Raw genomic sequence first — 18,422 nt, 5'->3', positions numbered from 1 at the left:
GGACCTTCGGGTTCCGGCTTCAGCCGTTTGTGCCGTTCGCTCCCGTAGCTGCCAGCGACGGCCCGCCACCCGGCGCGGCGGGAACACCGAGTTCACGCAAGCGGCGCTCCAGGACCCCGCCAAGCTGCTTCCGGCCTTCGGCATCCATATGGACGGCGTCGGCCAGGTGCTGGGTCAGGTTGTATTTGGTCAGCCAGTCGCCGGCGCTCACGAACGTGACCTGCTGCCGGGCTGCGATCCCCGCCAGCAGTGCATCCACCTGGCTTCGCCGGCCGCCGCCGTTTTGGGCTCCGCGGGCAAGGGTGCCCACCACGACGATCCGCGTGTCGGGGTATCGGGCTTTCAGTGCGTCGATGAGCCGGTTGGCGTTGGCACTGATCTGCGCGTCAGAGGCGCCCCGGGCAGCGTCGTTGCCGCCGCCTTCAATCACGATCAGGCCGGGTGCTCCGGCCGGCATCAGCCAGTCGCCGTGTTCAAGGGCATCGATGTAGTTGCCCACCTTGCCGTTGGCAGCGGTGAACCCCGTGCCGCCGTAACCGCAGAAGTGGACGCTGTAACCCAGGCCCGCCAAGGCCCTGCGAGGCCAGCTGTCGTCGGGGACGGACTGGGAGTCGCCAATCAGCACAGCAGTGCTTCTGGCATTTGCCACCACAACCTCGTTGCGCTTAAACACCGGGTTGCGGTAAATCTCGCCCGGGAACAGCGCAGGGCGGTTAAGTACCGTTGACAGGTCGACGTTTGAGGCGAAGCCCGTCGCACTCGGTTGACCAACGGCGCTGGCCCGGAGCAGCGCGGACGGAAGGTACCCCTCCACGGGGGACGCCTGACCAGGAGCCACATCCACCTGCTGACCGGGCGCCGCAAGGACCAGCCCCGCGGCAAGTGCCAGCACCGCAGCGCGCGTGAGCACACGCACGGGACGGGGGGATTCTTTGCGGGGCGATGGGCTGCTCATCAACAGCAATAATGGGGCATTGGCGGGTATTTATCCAGTGAGTGTGACCTGGCGATCACGGGTGATTCCGGGTTGCGTGCGGCAGCGGCACCGCCGCCCGGATTTAGGCCATCACTTGCCGCAGCGTTTAGACTGGAAGTAGTCGCCCTGTGTTAAGGGCCAAGTCCGTCGTGCGTTCCAGTTGGAAATGTCGCGATACAACAGCTGACTCCACTGAATCGAGCCATTACGCATGTCTGAAACCACCACCAACACCGCGGTAGCCACTGCATCGCGCAGTGACCTGCGCAACGTCGCGATTGTGGCCCACGTTGACCACGGCAAGACCACTTTGGTCGATGCCATGCTCAAGCAGACCAATTCCTTTGCCGAGCACAACCACCTCGAAGACCGCGTGATGGACTCCGGTGACCTTGAGCGCGAAAAGGGCATCACCATCCTCGCCAAGAACACCACGGTGGCCTACAATGGGCCGTCCTCCAATGGCGAGACCATCACCATCAACGTCATCGACACCCCGGGCCACGCCGACTTCGGCGGTGAGGTGGAGCGCGGCCTGTCCATGGTCGACGGCGTCGTCCTCCTCGTTGACGCATCCGAGGGTCCGCTTCCGCAGACCCGCTTCGTCCTCCGCAAGGCCCTGGCCGCCCACCTGCCTGTCATCCTGCTGGTCAACAAGACCGACCGTCCCGATGCCCGCATCGAGGAAGTCGTCCACGAGTCCATGGACCTGCTCCTGGGCCTGGCCTCAGACCTCGCGGACGAAGTGCCCGATCTGGACCTGGACAAGATCCTCGAAGTTCCCGTCGTTTACGCTGCAGCCAAGGTTGGCCGCGCCTCCCTCGAACAGCCCGCTGACGGCACCGCCCCGGAGAACGAAGACCTCGAGCCGCTCTTCAAGACCATCGTGGAGCACATCCCGGCTCCTACGTACAACCCCGAGGGTGTCCTGCAGGCACACGTGACCAACCTGGACGCTTCCCCGTTCCTGGGCCGCCTTGCCCTGCTGCGCATATACAACGGCACCCTCCGCAAGGGCCAGCAGGTTGCCTGGGCCCGCCAGAACGGTGAGCTGAAGACCGTCAAGATCACCGAACTGCTCGCCACCAAGGCACTGGAGCGCGTTCCCGCCGAGTCCGCGGGCCCCGGCGAGATCGTCGCCGTCGCCGGCATCGAGGACATCACCATTGGTGAAACCCTCACCGACGTCGAGAACCCGCAGCCGCTGCCGCTGATCACCGTGGATGACCCCGCGATCTCCATGACCATCGGTATCAACACTTCCCCGCTGGCGGGCAAGGTCAAGGGTGCCAAGGTTACCGCCCGCCAGGTGAAGGACCGCCTGGACAAGGAACTGATCGGTAACGTCTCCATCAAGGTGCTTCCCACCGAGCGTCCCGACGCCTGGGAAGTCCAGGGCCGTGGCGAGCTGGCGCTGGCCATCCTGGTTGAGCAGATGCGCCGCGAAGGCTTCGAGCTGACCGTGGGGAAGCCGCAGGTTGTCACCAAGACCATCGACGGCAAGATCCATGAGCCCATGGAGCACATGACCATCGACGTGCCCGAGGAATACCTTGGCGCCGTCACGCAGCTCATGGCAGCCCGCAAGGGCCGCATGACCAACATGGCCAACCACGGCACCGGCTGGTGCCGGATGGAGTTCATCGTTCCGGCCCGTGGCCTGATCGGTTTCCGTACCCGGTTCCTCACCGACACCCGCGGCGCCGGCATCGCAGCCTCCATCTCCGAAGGCTACGAGCCCTGGGCCGGACCCATCGAGTACCGCACCAACGGCTCGATGATTGCCGACCGCGCCGGCGTGGTCACCCCGTTCGCCATGATCAACCTGCAGGAACGCGGCTCCTTCTTCGTGAAGCCCACCTCCGAGGTATACGAAGGCATGATCGTCGGCGAGAACTCGCGCGCCGATGACATGGACGTCAACATCACCAAGGAAAAGAAGCTCACCAACATGCGTGCCGCTTCCTCCGACACCTTCGAGAACCTGACCCCGCCGCGGGAACTCACCCTCGAAGAGTCGCTGGAGTTCGCCCGCGAGGACGAGTGCGTCGAGGTGACCCCGGAGGCCATCCGGATCCGCAAGGTGATCCTGGACACCAACGAGCGCGCCAAGGCCAACCGCGCCCGCGCCAAGGCCTAGCAAGGCAAGGAAAGCCGGAACGGCAGGCGGGGACCCCGCCGTCGTTCCGGCTTTTCTTTTCCCTCTGCCGGGGGCGGTTTAGCGTGCAGCCGGGCGGCGCCGCGGGGGAGCCGGCGGGACTTGCTTGGCTGCCACAACGCGCTCAAGGGGAATGACGACGTCGGCCTGCCGGGTGCGGACGGTGCAGGAACCGGCGTCGCAACCCAGCAGGTGTCCCAGGGCGTCCGTGAGGCCGCCCTCGATTTGGTAGCGCACCACCACCCGGGTTCCCGGCTCAGCCGAGGCAAGGAAACGCGCTGGCGCAGGTACTGGCTGACTCACCAGTTCATACTAGGGGGCCCGGCTAGGTTCGCGGGAATGGGCTGGGAGATAATAGGCTCAGATGTCAGACTCCGGCTGTGCCGCCGGATGCAAGAGCCGGCGGGACGCCGGAACCCCAACGTGGAGAGGCCAGGGACGTGACGTACGTAATCGCGCAGCCGTGTGTGGATGTCAAGGACAAGGCATGTATTGAGGAATGCCCCGTCGACTGCATCTATGAAGGCGAGCGTTCGCTGTACATCCATCCGGATGAGTGCGTCGACTGTGGAGCCTGCGAACCGGTGTGCCCGGTTGAGGCCATTTACTACGAGGACGACACCCCGGAGGAGTGGGCCGACTACTACAAGGCCAACGTGGAGTTCTTCGATGACCTCGGCTCCCCGGGCGGCGCAGCCAAGATCGGCAACACCGGCAAGGACCACCCGATGATCGCAGCCCTGCCCCCGCAGAACCAAGACCACTAAAGCGGACGGACATCGTGACCGCAGCAGTTAATTCGTTTGGCCTGGACCTGCCCGACTACCCCTGGGAGGCCATGGCACCGTATGTGGCGAAGGCGTCTGAGCATCCGGGTGGAGCAGTCAACCTCTCGATCGGGACGCCGGTGGATCCGACGCCGCAGCTGGTGCAGGATGCCCTGAAGGCCGCCGCCAACGCACCCGGCTACCCCACGGTCCATGGGACTCCGGCGCTGCGGGAGGCCATCGCTGCCTGGTTCGAACGGCGGCGCGGTGTGCCAGGCCTCGATCCGCGCAACATCATGCCCACGGTGGGCTCCAAGGAACTCGTTGCGTGGCTGCCGCTGCTGCTTGGGCTTAAGCCCGGAGACGTCGTGGTACGTCCCAAGGTGGCTTACCCCACGTACGATATCGGCGCGACCCTCGCCGGGGTCACATCCGTGGCAACGGACAACCTGGACGAACTGGACGAGGCCACCCGCGCGCGGGTCCGGCTCATCTGGGTCAACTCGCCCGGCAACCCCACCGGCAGCGTGCGGGACGCAGACTCTCTGAAGGCGCTGGTGGTCCAGGCCCGCGAACTGGGTGCCGTTGTGGCGTCGGACGAATGCTATGCGGAGCTCGGTTGGGGCGACTGGGACGTCCAGCGCGGCGGCCAGCGGGTCCCCAGCATCCTCGATCCCCGCGTGGCGGGCGGCTCGCACCAGGGCCTGCTCGCCGTCTACTCGCTCAGCAAGCAGTCCAACCTGGCCGGTTACAGGGCGGCGTTCGTCGCCGGTGACCCGGACCTGATGCCCAACCTGGTCAACAGCCGCAAGCATGCAGGCATGATCGTGCCCTACCCCATCCAGGAAGCCATGCGGGTGGCGCTGGGCGACGACACCCACGTTGAGGCGCAAAAGGAGCTGTACCGGGGCCGGCGCGAACGCCTGCTGCCGGCGCTGCTGGACTTCGGCCTGGAGATCAAGGAATCCGACGCCGGCCTATACCTCTGGTCGACGGCAGGGGAGGACACCTGGGAGACCGTTTCCCGACTGGCTGGGCGGGGCATCGTGGTGGGACCAGGGGTCTTTTACGGCGACGCCGGCAACGGCTACGTCCGTGTCGCCTTGACGGGGTCGGATGAACGGATCGATGCAGCGGTAGCCCGGCTGGCCGAAGCTAGCTCCTAGGGTACGTAATATTCGTGTGACTCGCCCCACATGTGGTGTGTTTTAGGCCGCAGGGGCGGGCCCCGGATTAGTGACACCCGCCAAGGAGCGGTACTTTTTAACTGATCAATGGTGGCTTTCTACAAGAAGGCAGCCCGGGTGTTGGAACCTGTCTCTTCAGGCTTCGTGCACGGCTCACCTGATGTTGGATCAAGCTTTCGACAGAGGCCAAAGACGCCTCATGAAGGGGACTCCATGACTGAGACCAACAATGCTGCGACCCTGCTCCACGCAGGTGGCGAGCTGAAGCTCCCGCGCATCCAGGTTGTTGAAGGGAACGAAGGTTACGACGTCTCCAAGCTGCTGAAGCAGACCGGAGCCGTTACCTTTGACCCCGGCTTCATGAACACCGCAGCAACCACGTCCGCCATCACCTACATCGATGGCGATGCAGGCATCCTGCGCTACCGCGGATACCCCATCGAGCAGCTGGCACAGCATTCCAGCTTCCTGGAGGTGTCCTACCTGCTGATCTACGGCAACCTGCCCACGCCCACTGAGCTGGACGAGTTCGACCAGAAGATCCGCCGCCACACCCTGCTGCACGAGGAGCTCAAGGGCTTCTTCGGCGGCTTCCCCCGCGACGCGCATCCCATGCCGGTGCTGTCCTCGGCCGTGTCCGCGCTGTCCACGTTCTACCAGGACTCGCTGGACCCGTTCAACGCCGAACAGGTGGAGGTCTCCACCATCCGCCTCATGGCCAAGCTGCCGGTCATCGCCGCGTACGCGCACAAGAAGTCCATCGGCCAGCCCATGCTCTACCCGGACAACTCCATGAACCTGGTGGAGAACTTCCTGCGCCTGAGCTTCGGCCTGCCGGCCGAGCAGTACGAGCTTGACCCGGTCATCGTCAAGGCACTGGACCTGCTCCTCATCCTGCATGCTGACCACGAGCAGAACTGCTCCACCTCCACCGTGCGCCTGGTGGGCTCCTCCAACGCCAACCTGTTCGCCTCCGTCTCCGCCGGCATTAACGCCCTCTTCGGCCCTGCCCACGGCGGCGCCAACGAGGCCGTCCTGAAGATGCTCCGGCAGATCCAGGCCGAGGGCCTCAAGCCTGAGGATTACATGGAGAAGGTCAAGAACAAGGAAGACGGCGTCCGCCTCATGGGCTTCGGGCACCGCGTCTACAAGAATTACGATCCGCGCGCCAAGATCGTCAAGGCCACGGCCCACGAGATCCTGAGCAAGCTCGGCGGCAACGACGAACTGCTGGACATCGCCATGCGCCTGGAAGAGAAGGCACTCAGCGATGACTACTTCATCCAGCGCAAGCTCTACCCCAACGTGGACTTCTACACCGGCCTGATCTACAAGGCCATGGGATTCCCTGAAAAGATGTTCACCGTCCTGTTCGCCATCGGCCGCCTGCCGGGCTGGATTGCCCAGTGGCGCGAAATGATCAGCGATCCGAACACCAAGATTGGACGCCCGCGCCAGCTGTACATCGGCGAGCCCGAGCGCGACTACCCGGCCCGCTGATCTCCGCCGGCCACAACAGCAGTTACGACGACGGCCGCCCACCTTTCTCAGGTGGGCGGCCGTTTCGCGTTAATCACCATCCGCTGCTGCGTACTTGTCGTTTTGGGCCGCCAAAACGACAAGTACGCAGCAATCGACGGGGATGGCCCGGGCCCGAGCTTTCGAGGGCGGGGAGCCGGCGGGGAGCAATCGACGGGGATGGTCAGGAGGCGTAGCCCTGGGGGTTGTTCTTCTGCCAGCGCCAGTGGTCCTCGCACATCTGGTCCACGGTCTTGGTGGTGGACCAGCTCAGGTCCGCCAGCGCGGAGGTTGCGTCGGCCCAGAAGGCAGGAAGGTCTCCAGCACGGCGTCCGGTGATCTCGTAGGGGATGGGCTTGCCCACGGCCTTCTCGAAGGACCGCAGGACCTCCAGGACGGAGGAGCCCTTGCCGGAGCCCAGGTTCCAGCGGAAGACGCCGGTACGCCCTGCGATGTGGTTCAGCGCAGCGACGTGGCCCTCGGCGAGGTCCACCACATGGATGTAGTCGCGCAGGCACGTTCCGTCCGGAGTGTCGTAGTCGCCGCCGAACACCATGAGCTTCTCGCGGCGGCCCACGGCCACCTGGGCAATGAACGGGACCAGGTTGTTGGGGATGCCCTGGGGGTCTTCGCCGATGCGCCCTGACGGGTGCGCGCCCACGGGGTTGAAGTAGCGCAGCAGTGCTATGTGCCAGCGGGAGTCGGCGGCGCCGAGGTCGGAGAGGATGTCCTCGATCTGTTCCTTGGTGCGCCCGTAGGGGTTGTTGGCGCCGATCTCCATCTTTTCCACGTAGGGGATGGGATTGTGCTCCCCATAGACGGTGGCCGAGGAGCTGAAGACGATGGACCGGACATCGTGCCTGTCCATGACGCGGATCAGGTTCAGGGTGCCCACCAGGTTGTTGTAGTAGTACTTCAGCGGCTCCTGCACTGACTCCCCGACGGCTTTGAGGCCTGCGAAGTGGATGACGGCGTCGATGCCGCTGCCGGCGAAGACTTTCTCGACGGCGGCCTCGTCCACCAGGTCAACGTGGTGGAACTCGGCGGGCTTGCCGCTGAGTTCTGCCACCCGCCGCAGCGATTCCTCGCTGGAATTGACCAGGTTGTCGATGACGACCACGTCGTGGCCGGCTTCCTGCAGGGAAAGAACAGTGTGGGAACCGATGTAGCCGGTGCCCCCGGTAACCAAGATTTTCATGCCTCAACGCTATCCCACGCGGACCGTTCGCCGCCGCAGCGTTCCGGATGCCGGGCGGCCGGGTGCCTTGATGGAAGCACATCTGTGCTAATAAGGATGGTGCCCAAAATAGTTGACGCCGACGCCAGGCGGCAGGATGTTGTCCAGGCGGTTCTCCGCATTATCGCCGTCGACGGGCTGGAGCGTGCTTCGCTGCGGGAGGTGGCGGATGAAGCCGGGCTGGCGGTTGGTTCGGTCCGGCACTACTTCCAGGGGAGCGAGGAGCTGCTGGCCTTCTCCTTCGGCACGGTGGTTGACCGGGTCGTTTCCCGGTTGGAGGGACTCCTGCCGCCGGTGCGGGACGCGGCCGCCGGCAGCCCTGAGCAGCGCGGCGCTGTTTTAACCCTCCTGGGCGGCGTCCTTCCCCTGGACGAGGAAACAGCCATGGACGCCTGCGCCTGGCTGGCTTTCAAGAACGCCGCTCGGATCAGGCCCTTCCTTGCGGCCGAAGCCGACCGGAGCCACCGTGAAGTGGCGGCCATCGTGGGCGGCGTGGTGGCCTCGCTGCTCCCGCATGACGAACCGCAGGAGAACCTGGTGGTCGAGGCCGAACGGCTCCTGGCCACACTGGACGGTCTGTGCATGCATGCCCTGCTGCAACCCGCGTGGATGACCGCGCAGATGTGCCGCGACGTCCTGGAGCGGCACCTGGACGGGCTGGTCCGTTAAATGGCCTGCACTTCCGTGAATTGGCTGCGGGAATAGACTGATAGCCGGGTGCGCGGGAGCTGTCATGGCGCCCCGGCAGAAGCAGGCCAGGGAAGGACTTCGGATGCAGCACGCAAGCGGTTCAGGGTGGCAGATCACTACGGACACGTCCGGGCCGATGATGATTGCGCTCTACGTCCGGGACGCGGCCGGCCTGAACGGCGTGGGCCGCCCCATGCTGTCCCATGCAACGCCCAAAATCCGCCCGGCCGACCACAGGCACCTGACTTCAGACGTGGGCGGCCTCAGCGCACTGAAGACAGAATGGGAGGCCTGGTGGGAACAGCTGCTCAAGGCCTATCCGCAGGCGTCGCCCGAACTATCGCCGCCGAGCTTCGAAGCCTTCGGCAACTCTCCGGCCCTGCAGCGGGTACTGCAGGCACATTTTGGTTCCGCGCTCACCTGGGCCAGGGAGCGCAGAAGCGAATATGCCGAGCTTGAAGCCGAACGCGTTGCCACGGGAACCGACCAGCTGCTCCAGGACATGGTGGACGACAGGCTGATGGAAGTGGGGCGGGATTCGCGGGACTTCAAGCTGACCATTATCGAACTGCCGCTGGATGAGCAGCGGGCCTGGTACCTGGAGCCCGACAAGATCATCATGAGCCAGGAACTGATGAGCCAGCCTGAACTGTTCCGCAGCTACGTCCAACCGGTGCTGGAAATCCTGGTCTAGCCCCCAGGCGGGAGGCCGACGGCGGCACTCAGCTGCCGCCGTCGGCCGTCCGCACCGTGATGCGCACCTGGCCGTCGGGGGAACCCGTGACCTGCCAGCCGTCGCCACTGGCGCGCTGCCAGGTGTGCCCCTCCGCTTCGACCCGCACCACGGACAAGTCCTTGGCGTTGGCAACTGCCCACTGGGCCACGGACCAGGCCAGCGTCCCCTGGGAGTCCACCACCAGGGTGGAACCATCCACCCGGCTGTCAACGCCACCGTAGGCCTGGTCAAGTTCGGTGGCCACCGATGCGGAATTTCCGCCCGCGGTGGGGGAGCGGAGTGTGCACTGGACTCCGGCCGGAGTCTGTCCGGTGAGCCCCGACGCGAACGCCCGTCCCATCTCTTCATGCTGCGCGTACGCCTTGGGGTAGGCGGACCGCTGGACCTGCTGGGCTGCGTCGGTGATGTCCAGCGTCTCGTAGCCGGGAATCTTCACCAGGGCGTCGTAGAACGCATTGACGGCGTAGTAAGGGTCCATGATTTGCGCCTCCGTGCCCCAGCCCTGGGACGGCCGCTGCTGGAAGAGCCCGCGTGAGTCCGGTCCGGCTTGGTCACCGTGGCCGATGTTGCGCAGCTTCGACTCCTGCATGGCCGTGGCCAGGGCGATGGTGGCGGCACGCGGGGGAAGGCCCCGCCGGACAGCTGCTGCGGTGATTAAAGCCGCATTGGCCGCCTGGTCAGGCGCTAGCTCCCCGCTCCGGCCCGCGGCCTTGGCTGTGCAGCGTTCCGAAACGAGGGTCTCGGAACGCTGCACAAAGTACACCGCCGTATAAATGCCTCCCGCTACCAGCGCGAGGGTGAGGAGCAGCACCGCCAGGCGGCGCAGGCCGCGCCTGCGCGCCACAGACAGAGGTGCCATGAAGGAACTAGTTGGCGTGCAGGGCGTCGTTCAGTTCAACTGTCTGGCCCTTGCGGGGCAGGGCTTCAACCGCACCGGTGGTGGAGTTGCGGCGGAACAGAAGGTTGGGAACGCCGGAGAGTTCGGCAGCCTTGACGATCTTGGTGGTGTCCTCGCCCACCTCGTCCTTGGGCCCGGGAACGCGGACCCGGGTGCCTGCCGTGACGTAGAGGCCTGCCTCCACCACCGAATCGTCACCGATGCTGATGCCCACGCCGGAGTTCGCGCCGAGCAGGACGCGCTCGCCGATGGTGATTTTTTCCTTGCCCCCGCCGGAGAGGGTGCCCATGATGGAGGCGCCCCCGCCCACGTCGCTGCCGTCGCCGGCCACTACTCCTGCGGAAATGCGTCCCTCCACCATGGAGGTGCCCAGCGTGCCGGCGTTGAAGTTCACGAAGCCCTCGTGCATGACGGTGGTGCCGGCGGCGAGGTGCGCACCAAGGCGGACCCGGTCGGCGTCGGCAATGCGAACACCGCTGGGTACCACGTAATCCACCATGCGCGGGAACTTGTCGATGCCGTAGACGGTGACGGCACCACGGCGGCGCAGCTTTGCGCGCGTCAGTTCGAAGCCTTCCACGGCGGCCGGCCCGAAGTTGGTCCACACGACATTGGGGAGCTTGCCGAAGATGCCGTCCAGGTTGATGGTGTTGGGCTGGACCAGGCGGTGTGACAGCAGGTGCAGCCGCAGGTAGGCGTCAGCGGTGTCTGCGGGGGCCTCATCCAGGTTGATCTGGACGAAGACCACCTTCTGTTCCGTGCCGCGGTCCTCGTCGACGCCGTTCTCCGCGATGCGGGTCAGTGCTTCGTCGGCGTTCTCCACCGAGCGGAGGTCTTCCGCCGCAACACCAAGCGCCGGTGCCGGGAACCAGACGTCCAGGACGGTGGCGTCACCGCCGGCGGTGGCAATGGTGGCCACGCCAAAGCCATAGGCGGAACGGTCATCAGCGGTTGAGGTCAAGGTTTCGGGCACGGCGGAGGAAGCGGTCTCAGTCATGTGCCCCAGTCTATCGAGGGCCGGGCGGGCGGTTCGAACTAGACTGGCTTCGTGACTGCTGAAACCGCCCCTGAACCTGCCGTGTCCGTCCTTGACCTCCGCCAGGATGTGGCGTTGCTGACCGCAGCCCTGATGGACATCAACAGTGTGTCCGGTAATGAAACCCAGCTGGCGGACGCCGTCGAAACCGCTTTGCTGGAGATTCCCCAGCTCAGCGTCGTGCGCGACGGGGACGCGATCATCGCGCGGACGGAACTGGGCCGCCCTGAGCGCGTCATCCTCGCCGGACACCTGGACACCGTCCCGCTGCCGCTCACCGAAGGCTCCAAGGGCACCGTCCCTTCCAGCTGGGAGTCCGGGGTTCCCGGCGAGGGCATCCTGTATGGCCGCGGCGCCACGGACATGAAAGGCGGCGTGGCGGTCCAGCTGGCTTTGGCCGCAGGGATGTTCGACGGCGGCGCGCAGCCCAAGCGGGACGTCACCTTTGTGTTCTACGACCACGAGGAAGTGGAAGCGGTGAAGAGCGGCCTGGGGCGCCTGGTCCGCAACCACGGAGACCTGCTGCAGGGAGACTTCGCCATCCTGCTGGAGCCAACCGACGGCACCGTGGAGGGCGGCTGCAATGGCACCAGTCGGTTCGAGGCCACCACGGCGGGGGAGGCTGCGCATTCGGCCCGCGCCTGGATGGGCAGCAACGCCATCCACGCGGCAGCGCCCATCCTGGCCCGCCTGGCAGCCTACGAACCCCGGACCATCAACGTTGACGGCCTTGACTACCGGGAAAGCCTCAACGCGGTGAAGATCAACGGCGGCACAGCGGGCAATGTGATTCCGGACCGCTGCGTTGTGGAGATCAACTACCGGTTCGCCCCGGACAAGACGCCTGATGAGGCCGAGGCCCACGTCCGGGAACTGTTGGCGGGCTTCGACGTGGTCCGCACCGACGCCGCCGCCGGCGCCCGGCCCGGGCTGCAGCACCCGGCCGCCGCCTCCTTCGTTGCCGCCGTGGGAGCCGCGCCCAAGCCCAAATACGGCTGGACCGACGTCGCGCGTTTCAGCGAACTGGGCATCCCGGCGGTCAACTTCGGCCCAGGAGATGCGCTGCTGGCGCACAAGGATAACGAGCACGTGGACGCCGACGCCGTCCGCAAATGCCTTGCCGCCCTGCAGAGCTGGCTGGCGGCCTGAGGGAGCTTAAAGACAAAAGAGGGCCGGAACTCCCGCGGGAGTTCCGGCCCTCTTTTGTCGAAGGCTTCGCGGACTAGGGAGCCGCAGCCTCCAGGACGTCCGGTTCGGCCTTGGCCACACCGCCGGCAGCCTTCTTGGAGCCGCGGCGCTCGATCCACACAGCCAGCCGCGATACGGAAATGTTGATGGCGATGTAGATGGCGGCGGCCACGAAGAAGACGGGGAACAGGTACTGCGGCCCCAGGAAGTCTGCCATGACCTGCACCGCGCGCAGCAGTTCACCGTAGGCCACGATGTAGCCCAGCGAGGTGTCCTTCAGGAGCACCACCATCTGCGCCACGAGCGACGGCATCATGCGGCGGATAGCCTGCGGCAGTTCGATGAGCATGCGGGACTTGTAGCTGGTCAGGCCGATGGCCAGCCCCGCCTCGCGCTGTCCCTTGGGCAGTGACTGGATGCCGGCGCGGATGATCTCCGCGAACACGGCGCCGTTGTAGAGCACCAGGCCGGCGATAACGGCAATGAACGCGGAGGTGCGGAATCCCAGCAGGATGAAGAGCATCATCAGGACCACTGGCATGCCGCGCAGGAATTCCAGAATGATCCGGGTGGGGATCCGGATGACAGCAGCATCCGAGATCCGCAGCAGGCACAGCAGCAGCCCCAGCGGGAAGGCGATGACTGCTGCGATGGCGGCTGCGGAAAGAGTGGCACCCAACCCGTTGCCGAGCAGCCGCCACACGTCGGCGCGGGTGAAGATCTGCCAGCGGCGCGCCTCGAAGATTCCCTGCTGCGCGAGGGTCATGACGACCCACGCCAGCAGGCCGAGAATCAACAGGCCGCCGATGATTGAGGCAATCAGGGAGATCCGGCGTGCTTTGGGGCCGGGAACGTCGTACAGAACGGAGCTCATCGGGCAATCGCCACCTTTCGTTCCACCGTGTTGGCGAGGATTCCCAGCGGAACGGTGAGGAGCAGATAGAAGAACGCAGTGCCCAGCAGGACGGTGATGACGGCGTCACCATTGGCGTTGGCCAGTTGCCGGCCGTAGCCGAACAGTTCCAGGACGAAGAAGGCACCGGCCACGGAGGAGTTCTTGACCAGGGCGATCAGGATGTTGATCAGCGGCGGGATCACTGTCCGCAGGGCCTGGGGGAGGATGATGAGCGTGAGTACCTGGCCGAACTTCATGCCGATACTGCGCGCGGCCTCCGCCTGGCCCACGGGCACGCTGTTGACACCTGAGCGGACAGCTTCGGCGATGAACGCTGCGGTGTAGGTGCTGAGGGCGATGATCGCGGCGACCTCGAACTGCTCGAACTTGACCCCAAGCCGGGGGAGCACAATGGCTGCGAAGAAGAAGGCGATGGTCAGCGGGGTGTTGCGGAGGATCTCCACGTAGACGGTGCTGAAACCGCGCAGCGCCGCAACCGGGGAAACGCGCGCTGCCGCCAGCAGGGTTCCGAGGATCAACGCGAAGATGCCGGAGACGACGGAGAGGAAAAGTGTGCGGAGAAAACCAGTCCAGTAAAGGGGCAGGTTTTCAATGATGACGTCCATAGGATCCTTCGGCTGTAAGCGTGGACGGATTAAAAGCTGTGCTGCCGGGGCCGCTGTGCAGCCCCGGCAGCTGGACGCTGGTTAGTAGCGGTCGATGGGCGGGAGGCTGGGTGCGGTCTTGATGACCGAACCTGCGGTGGCTTCCCAGGCCTTCTTGTAGGAGCCGTCCTTTTCGAAGGATTCCAGCTGGTCGTTGATCCAGCTGCGGAATTCCTTGTCGCCCTTCTTCAGGCCGATGCCGTAGGGCTCCTTGGTGAAGGTTTCATCGGAGGCCAGCTTGAAGGCGTCCGGTTCCTTGTCAACGAAGCCGGCGAGGATCACGTTGTCAGTGGTGACCGCTTCAACCTGCTTGTTGCGCAGCGGTTCCAGGCACGCGGAGTAGGTGGCGGCCGGAACCAGTTCCGCGCCGTACTTGTCCACGATGGTGGCAGCCGGGGTGGAGCCGGTGACGGAGCAGACCTTCTTGCCCTTGACGTCTTCAGGCTTCTTGATGGTGTCGTTGTCCTTGTTCACCATGAGCGCCTGGCCGGCCTGGTAGTACGGGCCGGCGAAGTCCACAACCTGCTTGCGCTTGTCGCTGATGGTGTACGTGGCGATGACCAGGTCCACCTTGCCCTGCTCGATGAAGGGCTCGCGGTTGGCCGAAACGGTCTCCGACCACTCGATCTTGTCTGCGGGAATGCCCAGCTTGGCGGCGATCAGCTTGCCGATTTCAACGTCGAAACCGACCGGCTTGCCGTCCAGGCCCACCTGGCCGAACAGCGGCTGGTCGAACTTGGTGCCGATCTTGATGGTGCCGGCGGAGGACAGCTTCTCCATGGTGGTGCCGGCAGCGAAGGAAGGCTTTTCGACCGGGCTGGGGTTGCTGGACCCGCCGGAGTCGCCGCCGCCGCAGGCGCTGAGGGACAAGGCGAGGGCAGCGGTAGCCGCCACGACGAAGGACTTCCGCCGGGACATAAATGTCTTCATGACATTCCTTTCATTGATGGCCGTGGGTTTCCGGCCTGGATGCGAACTGAAGTGTGTTGGTTCGGTTGAATCAGTGGGTGAGCAGCTTGGACAGGAAGTCCTTGGCGCGGTCACTCTTCGGGTTGGTGAAGAATTCCTCCGGGGTGTCGTCTTCAACAATCTGGCCGTCTGCCATGAAAACCACGCGGTCGGCGGCCTTGCGGGCGAACCCCATCTCGTGGGTGACCACGATCATGGTCATGCCTTCCTTGGCGAGCTGGACCATGACGTCCAGAACCTCGTTGATCATTTCGGGGTCCAGGGCGGACGTGGGCTCGTCGAACAGCATGACCTTCGGCTTCATTGCCAAAGCGCGGGCAATTGCGACGCGCTGCTGCTGGCCGCCGGAGAGCTGGGCCGGGAGCTTGGGAGCCTGGTGCCCCACGCCTACCCGTTCCAGGAGTGCCATGGCGTCCTTTTCAGCCGCCGCCTTGGAAACGCCCTTGACCTTGATGGGCCCAAGGGTCACGTTTTCAAGGATGGTCTTGTGCGCGAACAGGTTGAACGACTGGAAAACCATTCCGACGTCGGCGCGGAGCTGGGCGAGTTCCTTGCCTTCCTCGGGGAGGACTTTCCCGTCGATGCTGATGGTTCCGCCCTCAATGGTTTCCAGGCGGTTGATGGCCCGGCAGAGGGTGGACTTACCGGAACCGGAGGGCCCGATGACCACAACAACCTCGCCCTTGCGGACCTGGAGGTTGATGTCCTTCAGAACGTGCAGCTGGCCGTAATGCTTATTAACGGCGTTCAGGGAGACGAGAGCATCGCCGGGCACATGAGTAGTCATAGGAAAGAATCTAGCGAACAACGGTGGGTTATGACGCCAATCACCCCAACTTCATGCTGATCGTGATTCAAGAGATACCTGTGGTTGGAGGTTAGCCTAGGTGAATGAGCATCAACGCAGATCCGGCCAAGAATTCCCAGCCGCGCCGTAAGGGGCCCCTTGAGCTGCGCCGCAAGCAGGCGGCAGTGGAAATGTCGGACCAGCATCTGCTTGATACCAAGGGCCCCGGCCAGTTCGTCCACACCGATCCCTGGCGCGTCCTGCGCATCCAGAGCGAGTTCGTGGAAGGCTTCGGGGCGCTCGCGGATATTGGAAAAGCCGTCAGCGTCTTCGGTTCAGCCCGCACCAAACCCGGCAGCATTTACTACGAGATGGGCGTCGAAGTGGGCCGCAAGCTCGCCGAGGCCGGAGTAGCAGTGATCACCGGCGGTGGCCCGGGCTCCATGGAGGCGGCCAACCGGGGGACGGTGGAGGGCAATGGCGTGTCCGTTGGCCTCGGTATCGAGTTGCCGTTCGAGCAGGGCCTGAACCAGTGGGTGGACCTCGGCATTAACTTCCGCTATTTCTTCGCCCGCAAGACCATGTTCGTCAAATACGCACAGGGCTTCATCGTGCTGCCCGGCGGCCTGGGGACATTGGATGAGCTGTTCGAGGCAATGGTCCTGGTGCAGACCCGGAAGGTGACATCCTTCCCCATCGTGCTCCTGGGCGTCGATTTCTGGGGACCGATGATCGACTGGATCCGGGGCACGCTGGTGGCCGAGGGAATGGTTTCCGAAAAGGACTTGGACCTCATCCAGCTGGTGGACGACCCCGCGGAAGCCGTGGACCGCGTCCTGCATGGCGCGGTGACTCCTTCCATGAACGGCGAGCAGCGGCCGGAGTAACGTGGCGCAACGGTTCCAGCCGGCGGTCTGGCACGATGGAGCCGTGAGCTTCTTCCTCGTTTTCCTCGCCGTCGTGCTGGTGGTGGCGGTCCTTTGGGCCGCCCTGGGCGGGCGTTCCCGCACACCGGGCGGCGCCGGGCTGCCTGCACTCCTGGACGGTGGTTTCGAAGAACCGCCCGCGAACCTTCCGCCGGTGCTCCTTCCCGAGCACGCCGTTCCGGAGGACGTGACGCGGCTGCGTTTCTCGCTGGGCCTGCGCGGCTACCGGATGGACCAGGTGGACCAGGTCCTGGACGAGCTGCGGGACCAGCTCGCCGCAAAGGATGCCGAAATAGCTGAGCTGCGCGGCCGGCTGGAGGCCCCTGAGGAACCTTCTGAGCAGACTTCCGACGGCGGAACCGCCGCTGCTGATGCGGCAGGGCAAGAGCCGGGCACAGGAAGCGCCGGAGAGGCTGGCCTCCGGGGCGGCTCCACTCCCGTCCATGAGGATGCAGCCCCGGGGAAGGGCGGCCTGTGAGCACGGTGGACCGCCGCAACCCGCTGGCATCCGCCGGCAACGCAGCCCACCGCGTGGCTTCCGCCGTCCGCAGCTGGCCCTCCTGGCTCCAGGTGACGGCCCTGTACGCGGCGGCGAGGGTGGTCACCGCGTGCATCTTCATGGCCGCGGCACTCCATCAGGGCCCCAACCCCTGGTTCCCCCCAAAGCCGGACTACTGGAACTTCATCAACATCTGGGATGCCCGCTGGTACGGCCAGGTCATCGCCAACGGCTACCCGTCGGTCCTTCCTACGGACAGTGCCGGCAATGTGCAGGAAAATACGTGGGCCTTCTACCCGCTCTTCCCAGCCCTGGCCGGTGGCCTCAGCCGTATCACCGGCCTCAGCCCCGCCGCCTCGCTCACGCTGATCGCCATGCTGGCGGGCTGGGGCGCAGCGCTGGTGGTGTACAAACTTTTCCGGCAGAAGGCCAGCCATGCCACCGCCATGTGGGGTGTTGCGTTCTTCGCGGCCTTCCCCGTTTCCGCCGTCCTCCAGGTCCCCTACGCCGAACCCCTGTCGCTCATGCTGCTCGCGTGGGCCCTGCTGCTGGTGGTGCGCCGGCAGTACCTGTCGGCCATGCCCGTGGTGGTCCTGCTCTGCCTCTCCCGGCCCGTGGGTGTCCCCTTTGCCGCCATGGTGGGGCTGCTCCTGGTCTTCCGGGCCATCGCATTCGTCCGTGCCAGCCCGCAGCGGGGCAGCAATGAAGCAGCCCATTCCGGCCGGGACCTGGCCGCACTGACGGGGCTAACCGCCGTCGCGGGCGTTTCCGCCCTCGCCTGGCCCGCCGTCGCATGGGTGGCCACCGGTGACCCGCAGGCCTATACCAAAACAGAAACCGTGTGGCGTGGCCAGGATCTGGTGCCTTTCAAACCGTGGTTCGACACCGGCGTGGAGCTTTTTGGCCCCGTCCTGGGCGTCCTTGCCCCCGTAGTTTTCGTGGCGCTGTTCGCCGCGATGCTGTTCCTCCGCCCGGTGGTGCGGCTCGGCGTCGAACTGCGGCTGTGGTGCGCCTGCTACATGGGATACCTTCTGGCCTTCCTCCACCCGCAGACCAGTACCTTCAGGATGCTGCTGCCGCTGTTTCCGCTGGCCCTGGGCGCGGCTTTCCTCTCCCGGTCAAGGGCGTACCGGGGGACCGTGGTGGTGATGTTCCTGCTGCTCCAGGTCGTGTGGATCGTGTGGCTGTGGGCGTGGGCGCCGCTGCCCGGCGGAGGGGATTATCCGCCCTAGCAAAACGTGCTTCTGTGCAGGTCAGGACGGGAATAACACGCGCAGGAAAATGTCCATC

Annotated in this window: 19 protein-coding genes; 10 read left to right on the top strand and 9 right to left on the bottom strand. The window is 65.2% G+C overall.

The genetic code is table 11. The features are described from left to right. Positions 1 to 19: 19 nt before the first annotated feature. Positions 20 to 955, bottom strand: a complete 936-nt coding sequence (locus tag LFT46_RS13790) for an SGNH/GDSL hydrolase family protein (protein WP_236799000.1) — start codon at positions 953 to 955, stop codon at positions 20 to 22. 232 nt (positions 956 to 1,187) lie between these two features. Here LFT46_RS13790 and typA point away from each other — a divergent pair, with 232 nt between their 5' ends. Next, complete coding sequence (gene typA, locus LFT46_RS13785; protein ID WP_236798999.1) at positions 1,188 to 3,116, top strand: translational GTPase TypA; 1,929 nt, start codon at positions 1,188 to 1,190, stop codon at positions 3,114 to 3,116. Positions 3,117 to 3,194: 78 nt separating this feature from the next. Here typA and LFT46_RS13780 read toward each other — a convergent pair whose 3' ends face one another. Continuing rightward, entirely contained in the window at positions 3,195 to 3,437 is a 243-nt protein-coding gene (locus LFT46_RS13780; RefSeq protein WP_236798998.1) for a putative acetyltransferase, read from the bottom strand. 137 nt (positions 3,438 to 3,574) lie between these two features. Here LFT46_RS13780 and fdxA point away from each other — a divergent pair, with 137 nt between their 5' ends. The 3 genes from fdxA (at position 3,575) to LFT46_RS13765 (ending at position 6,588) form a co-directional block, all read left to right on the top strand. Further along, positions 3,575 to 3,901, top strand: a complete 327-nt coding sequence (fdxA, locus tag LFT46_RS13775; RefSeq protein WP_013601705.1) for a ferredoxin — start codon at positions 3,575 to 3,577, stop codon at positions 3,899 to 3,901. Positions 3,902 to 3,915: 14 nt separating this feature from the next. Then, positions 3,916 to 5,067 carry a succinyldiaminopimelate transaminase gene (gene dapC, locus LFT46_RS13770; RefSeq protein ID WP_272910800.1) on the top strand — a complete coding sequence of 384 codons (1,152 nt, stop codon included), beginning with the start codon at positions 3,916 to 3,918 and terminating at the stop codon, positions 5,065 to 5,067. Between the two features lie 234 nt (positions 5,068 to 5,301). Next, positions 5,302 to 6,588, top strand: coding sequence for a citrate synthase (locus tag LFT46_RS13765; RefSeq protein WP_056334606.1), 1,287 nt, complete (start codon positions 5,302 to 5,304; stop codon positions 6,586 to 6,588). 202 nt (positions 6,589 to 6,790) lie between these two features. On the opposite strand, the gene galE is transcribed toward LFT46_RS13765, so the two are convergent. Beyond that, a complete protein-coding gene (gene galE / locus LFT46_RS13760; RefSeq protein ID WP_236798997.1) occupies positions 6,791 to 7,804 on the bottom strand; it encodes a UDP-glucose 4-epimerase GalE in 1,014 nt (337 codons plus the stop codon). A 99-nt stretch (positions 7,805 to 7,903) separates the two neighbouring features. Between galE and LFT46_RS13755 the strand changes: the two genes are divergently transcribed. Both LFT46_RS13755 and LFT46_RS13750 read left to right on the top strand, forming a co-directional pair. Then, positions 7,904 to 8,512: a TetR/AcrR family transcriptional regulator gene (locus LFT46_RS13755; RefSeq protein WP_236798996.1), complete on the top strand. Its 609-nt coding sequence runs from the start codon at positions 7,904 to 7,906 to the stop codon at positions 8,510 to 8,512. Between the two features lie 103 nt (positions 8,513 to 8,615). Further along, the gene (locus tag LFT46_RS13750) at positions 8,616 to 9,227 is read left to right on the top strand and encodes a hypothetical protein (protein WP_236798995.1); all 612 of its coding nucleotides are present in this window, start codon (positions 8,616 to 8,618) and stop codon (positions 9,225 to 9,227) included. A 28-nt stretch (positions 9,228 to 9,255) separates the two neighbouring features. Here the strand turns inward: LFT46_RS13750 and LFT46_RS13745 are convergent, their stop codons facing one another. Together LFT46_RS13745 and dapD are read right to left on the bottom strand one after the other, a co-directional pair. Then, a complete protein-coding gene (locus LFT46_RS13745; RefSeq protein WP_442863693.1) occupies positions 9,256 to 10,113 on the bottom strand; it encodes a hypothetical protein in 858 nt (285 codons plus the stop codon). 22 nt (positions 10,114 to 10,135) lie between these two features. After that, positions 10,136 to 11,164: a 2,3,4,5-tetrahydropyridine-2,6-dicarboxylate N-succinyltransferase gene (dapD, locus tag LFT46_RS13740; protein WP_236820135.1), complete on the bottom strand. Its 1,029-nt coding sequence runs from the start codon at positions 11,162 to 11,164 to the stop codon at positions 10,136 to 10,138. A gap of 51 nt (positions 11,165 to 11,215) precedes the next feature. Here dapD and dapE point away from each other — a divergent pair, with 51 nt between their 5' ends. Next, positions 11,216 to 12,352, top strand: coding sequence for a succinyl-diaminopimelate desuccinylase (gene dapE, locus LFT46_RS13735; protein ID WP_236798992.1), 1,137 nt, complete (start codon positions 11,216 to 11,218; stop codon positions 12,350 to 12,352). A gap of 73 nt (positions 12,353 to 12,425) precedes the next feature. Here the strand turns inward: dapE and LFT46_RS13730 are convergent, their stop codons facing one another. The 4 genes from LFT46_RS13730 to LFT46_RS13715 form a co-directional block, all read right to left on the bottom strand. Beyond that, positions 12,426 to 13,265 (bottom strand): amino acid ABC transporter permease, encoded by an 840-nt coding sequence (locus LFT46_RS13730; RefSeq protein ID WP_236798991.1) that lies wholly within the window; start codon positions 13,263 to 13,265, stop codon positions 12,426 to 12,428. Next, complete coding sequence (locus LFT46_RS13725) at positions 13,262 to 13,912, bottom strand: amino acid ABC transporter permease (RefSeq protein ID WP_236798990.1); 651 nt, start codon at positions 13,910 to 13,912, stop codon at positions 13,262 to 13,264. The genes LFT46_RS13730 and LFT46_RS13725 overlap by 4 nt, the downstream gene beginning before the upstream one ends. Before the next feature lie 81 nt (positions 13,913 to 13,993). Next, a complete protein-coding gene (locus LFT46_RS13720; protein ID WP_236798989.1) occupies positions 13,994 to 14,881 on the bottom strand; it encodes a glutamate ABC transporter substrate-binding protein in 888 nt (295 codons plus the stop codon). 70 nt (positions 14,882 to 14,951) lie between these two features. Beyond that, complete coding sequence (locus LFT46_RS13715) at positions 14,952 to 15,707, bottom strand: amino acid ABC transporter ATP-binding protein (protein WP_236798988.1); 756 nt, start codon at positions 15,705 to 15,707, stop codon at positions 14,952 to 14,954. A gap of 104 nt (positions 15,708 to 15,811) precedes the next feature. On the opposite strand from LFT46_RS13715, the gene LFT46_RS13710 reads away from it, so the two are divergent. The 3 genes from LFT46_RS13710 to LFT46_RS13700 are packed head-to-tail and all read left to right on the top strand — an operon-like array spanning position 15,812 to position 18,364. Further along, on the top strand, positions 15,812 to 16,594 hold the full coding sequence (locus LFT46_RS13710) for a TIGR00730 family Rossman fold protein (RefSeq protein ID WP_236798987.1): 783 nt from the start codon (positions 15,812 to 15,814) through the stop codon (positions 16,592 to 16,594). Positions 16,595 to 16,637: 43 nt separating this feature from the next. Further along, the gene (locus tag LFT46_RS13705) at positions 16,638 to 17,111 is read left to right on the top strand and encodes a DivIVA domain-containing protein (RefSeq protein ID WP_236798986.1); all 474 of its coding nucleotides are present in this window, start codon (positions 16,638 to 16,640) and stop codon (positions 17,109 to 17,111) included. Next, positions 17,108 to 18,364: a hypothetical protein gene (locus LFT46_RS13700; RefSeq protein ID WP_236798985.1), complete on the top strand. Its 1,257-nt coding sequence runs from the start codon at positions 17,108 to 17,110 to the stop codon at positions 18,362 to 18,364. Before LFT46_RS13705 ends, LFT46_RS13700 begins: the two co-directional genes overlap by 4 nt. Positions 18,365 to 18,422 lie beyond the last annotated feature (58 nt).

Source organism: Arthrobacter sp. FW306-07-I (assembly GCF_021800405.1).
Taxonomy (GTDB): domain Bacteria; phylum Actinomycetota; class Actinomycetes; order Actinomycetales; family Micrococcaceae; genus Arthrobacter.
This window is presented reverse-complemented; position numbering and strand designations above follow the sequence as displayed.

Bases quoted from the DNA above. Each gene is read 5' to 3' on its own strand.
- LFT46_RS13715 (WP_236798988.1), bottom strand. From the start codon at position 15,707: ATGACTACTCATGTGCCCGGCGATGCTCTCGTCTCCCTGAACGCCGTT.
- LFT46_RS13720 (WP_236798989.1), bottom strand. From the start codon at position 14,881: ATGAAGACATTTATGTCCCGGCGGAAGTCCTTCGTCGTGGCGGCTACC.
- LFT46_RS13725 (WP_236798990.1), bottom strand. From the start codon at position 13,912: ATGGACGTCATCATTGAAAACCTGCCCCTTTACTGGACTGGTTTTCTC.
- dapD (WP_236820135.1), bottom strand. From the start codon at position 11,164: ATGACTGAGACCGCTTCCTCCGCCGTGCCCGAAACCTTGACCTCAACC.
- LFT46_RS13790 (WP_236799000.1), bottom strand. From the start codon at position 955: ATGAGCAGCCCATCGCCCCGCAAAGAATCCCCCCGTCCCGTGCGTGTG.
- typA (WP_236798999.1), top strand. From the start codon at position 1,188: ATGTCTGAAACCACCACCAACACCGCGGTAGCCACTGCATCGCGCAGT.
- galE (WP_236798997.1), bottom strand. From the start codon at position 7,804: ATGAAAATCTTGGTTACCGGGGGCACCGGCTACATCGGTTCCCACACT.
- LFT46_RS13750 (WP_236798995.1), top strand. From the start codon at position 8,616: ATGCAGCACGCAAGCGGTTCAGGGTGGCAGATCACTACGGACACGTCC.
- LFT46_RS13765 (WP_056334606.1), top strand. From the start codon at position 5,302: ATGACTGAGACCAACAATGCTGCGACCCTGCTCCACGCAGGTGGCGAG.
- LFT46_RS13730 (WP_236798991.1), bottom strand. From the start codon at position 13,265: ATGAGCTCCGTTCTGTACGACGTTCCCGGCCCCAAAGCACGCCGGATC.
- LFT46_RS13710 (WP_236798987.1), top strand. From the start codon at position 15,812: ATGAGCATCAACGCAGATCCGGCCAAGAATTCCCAGCCGCGCCGTAAG.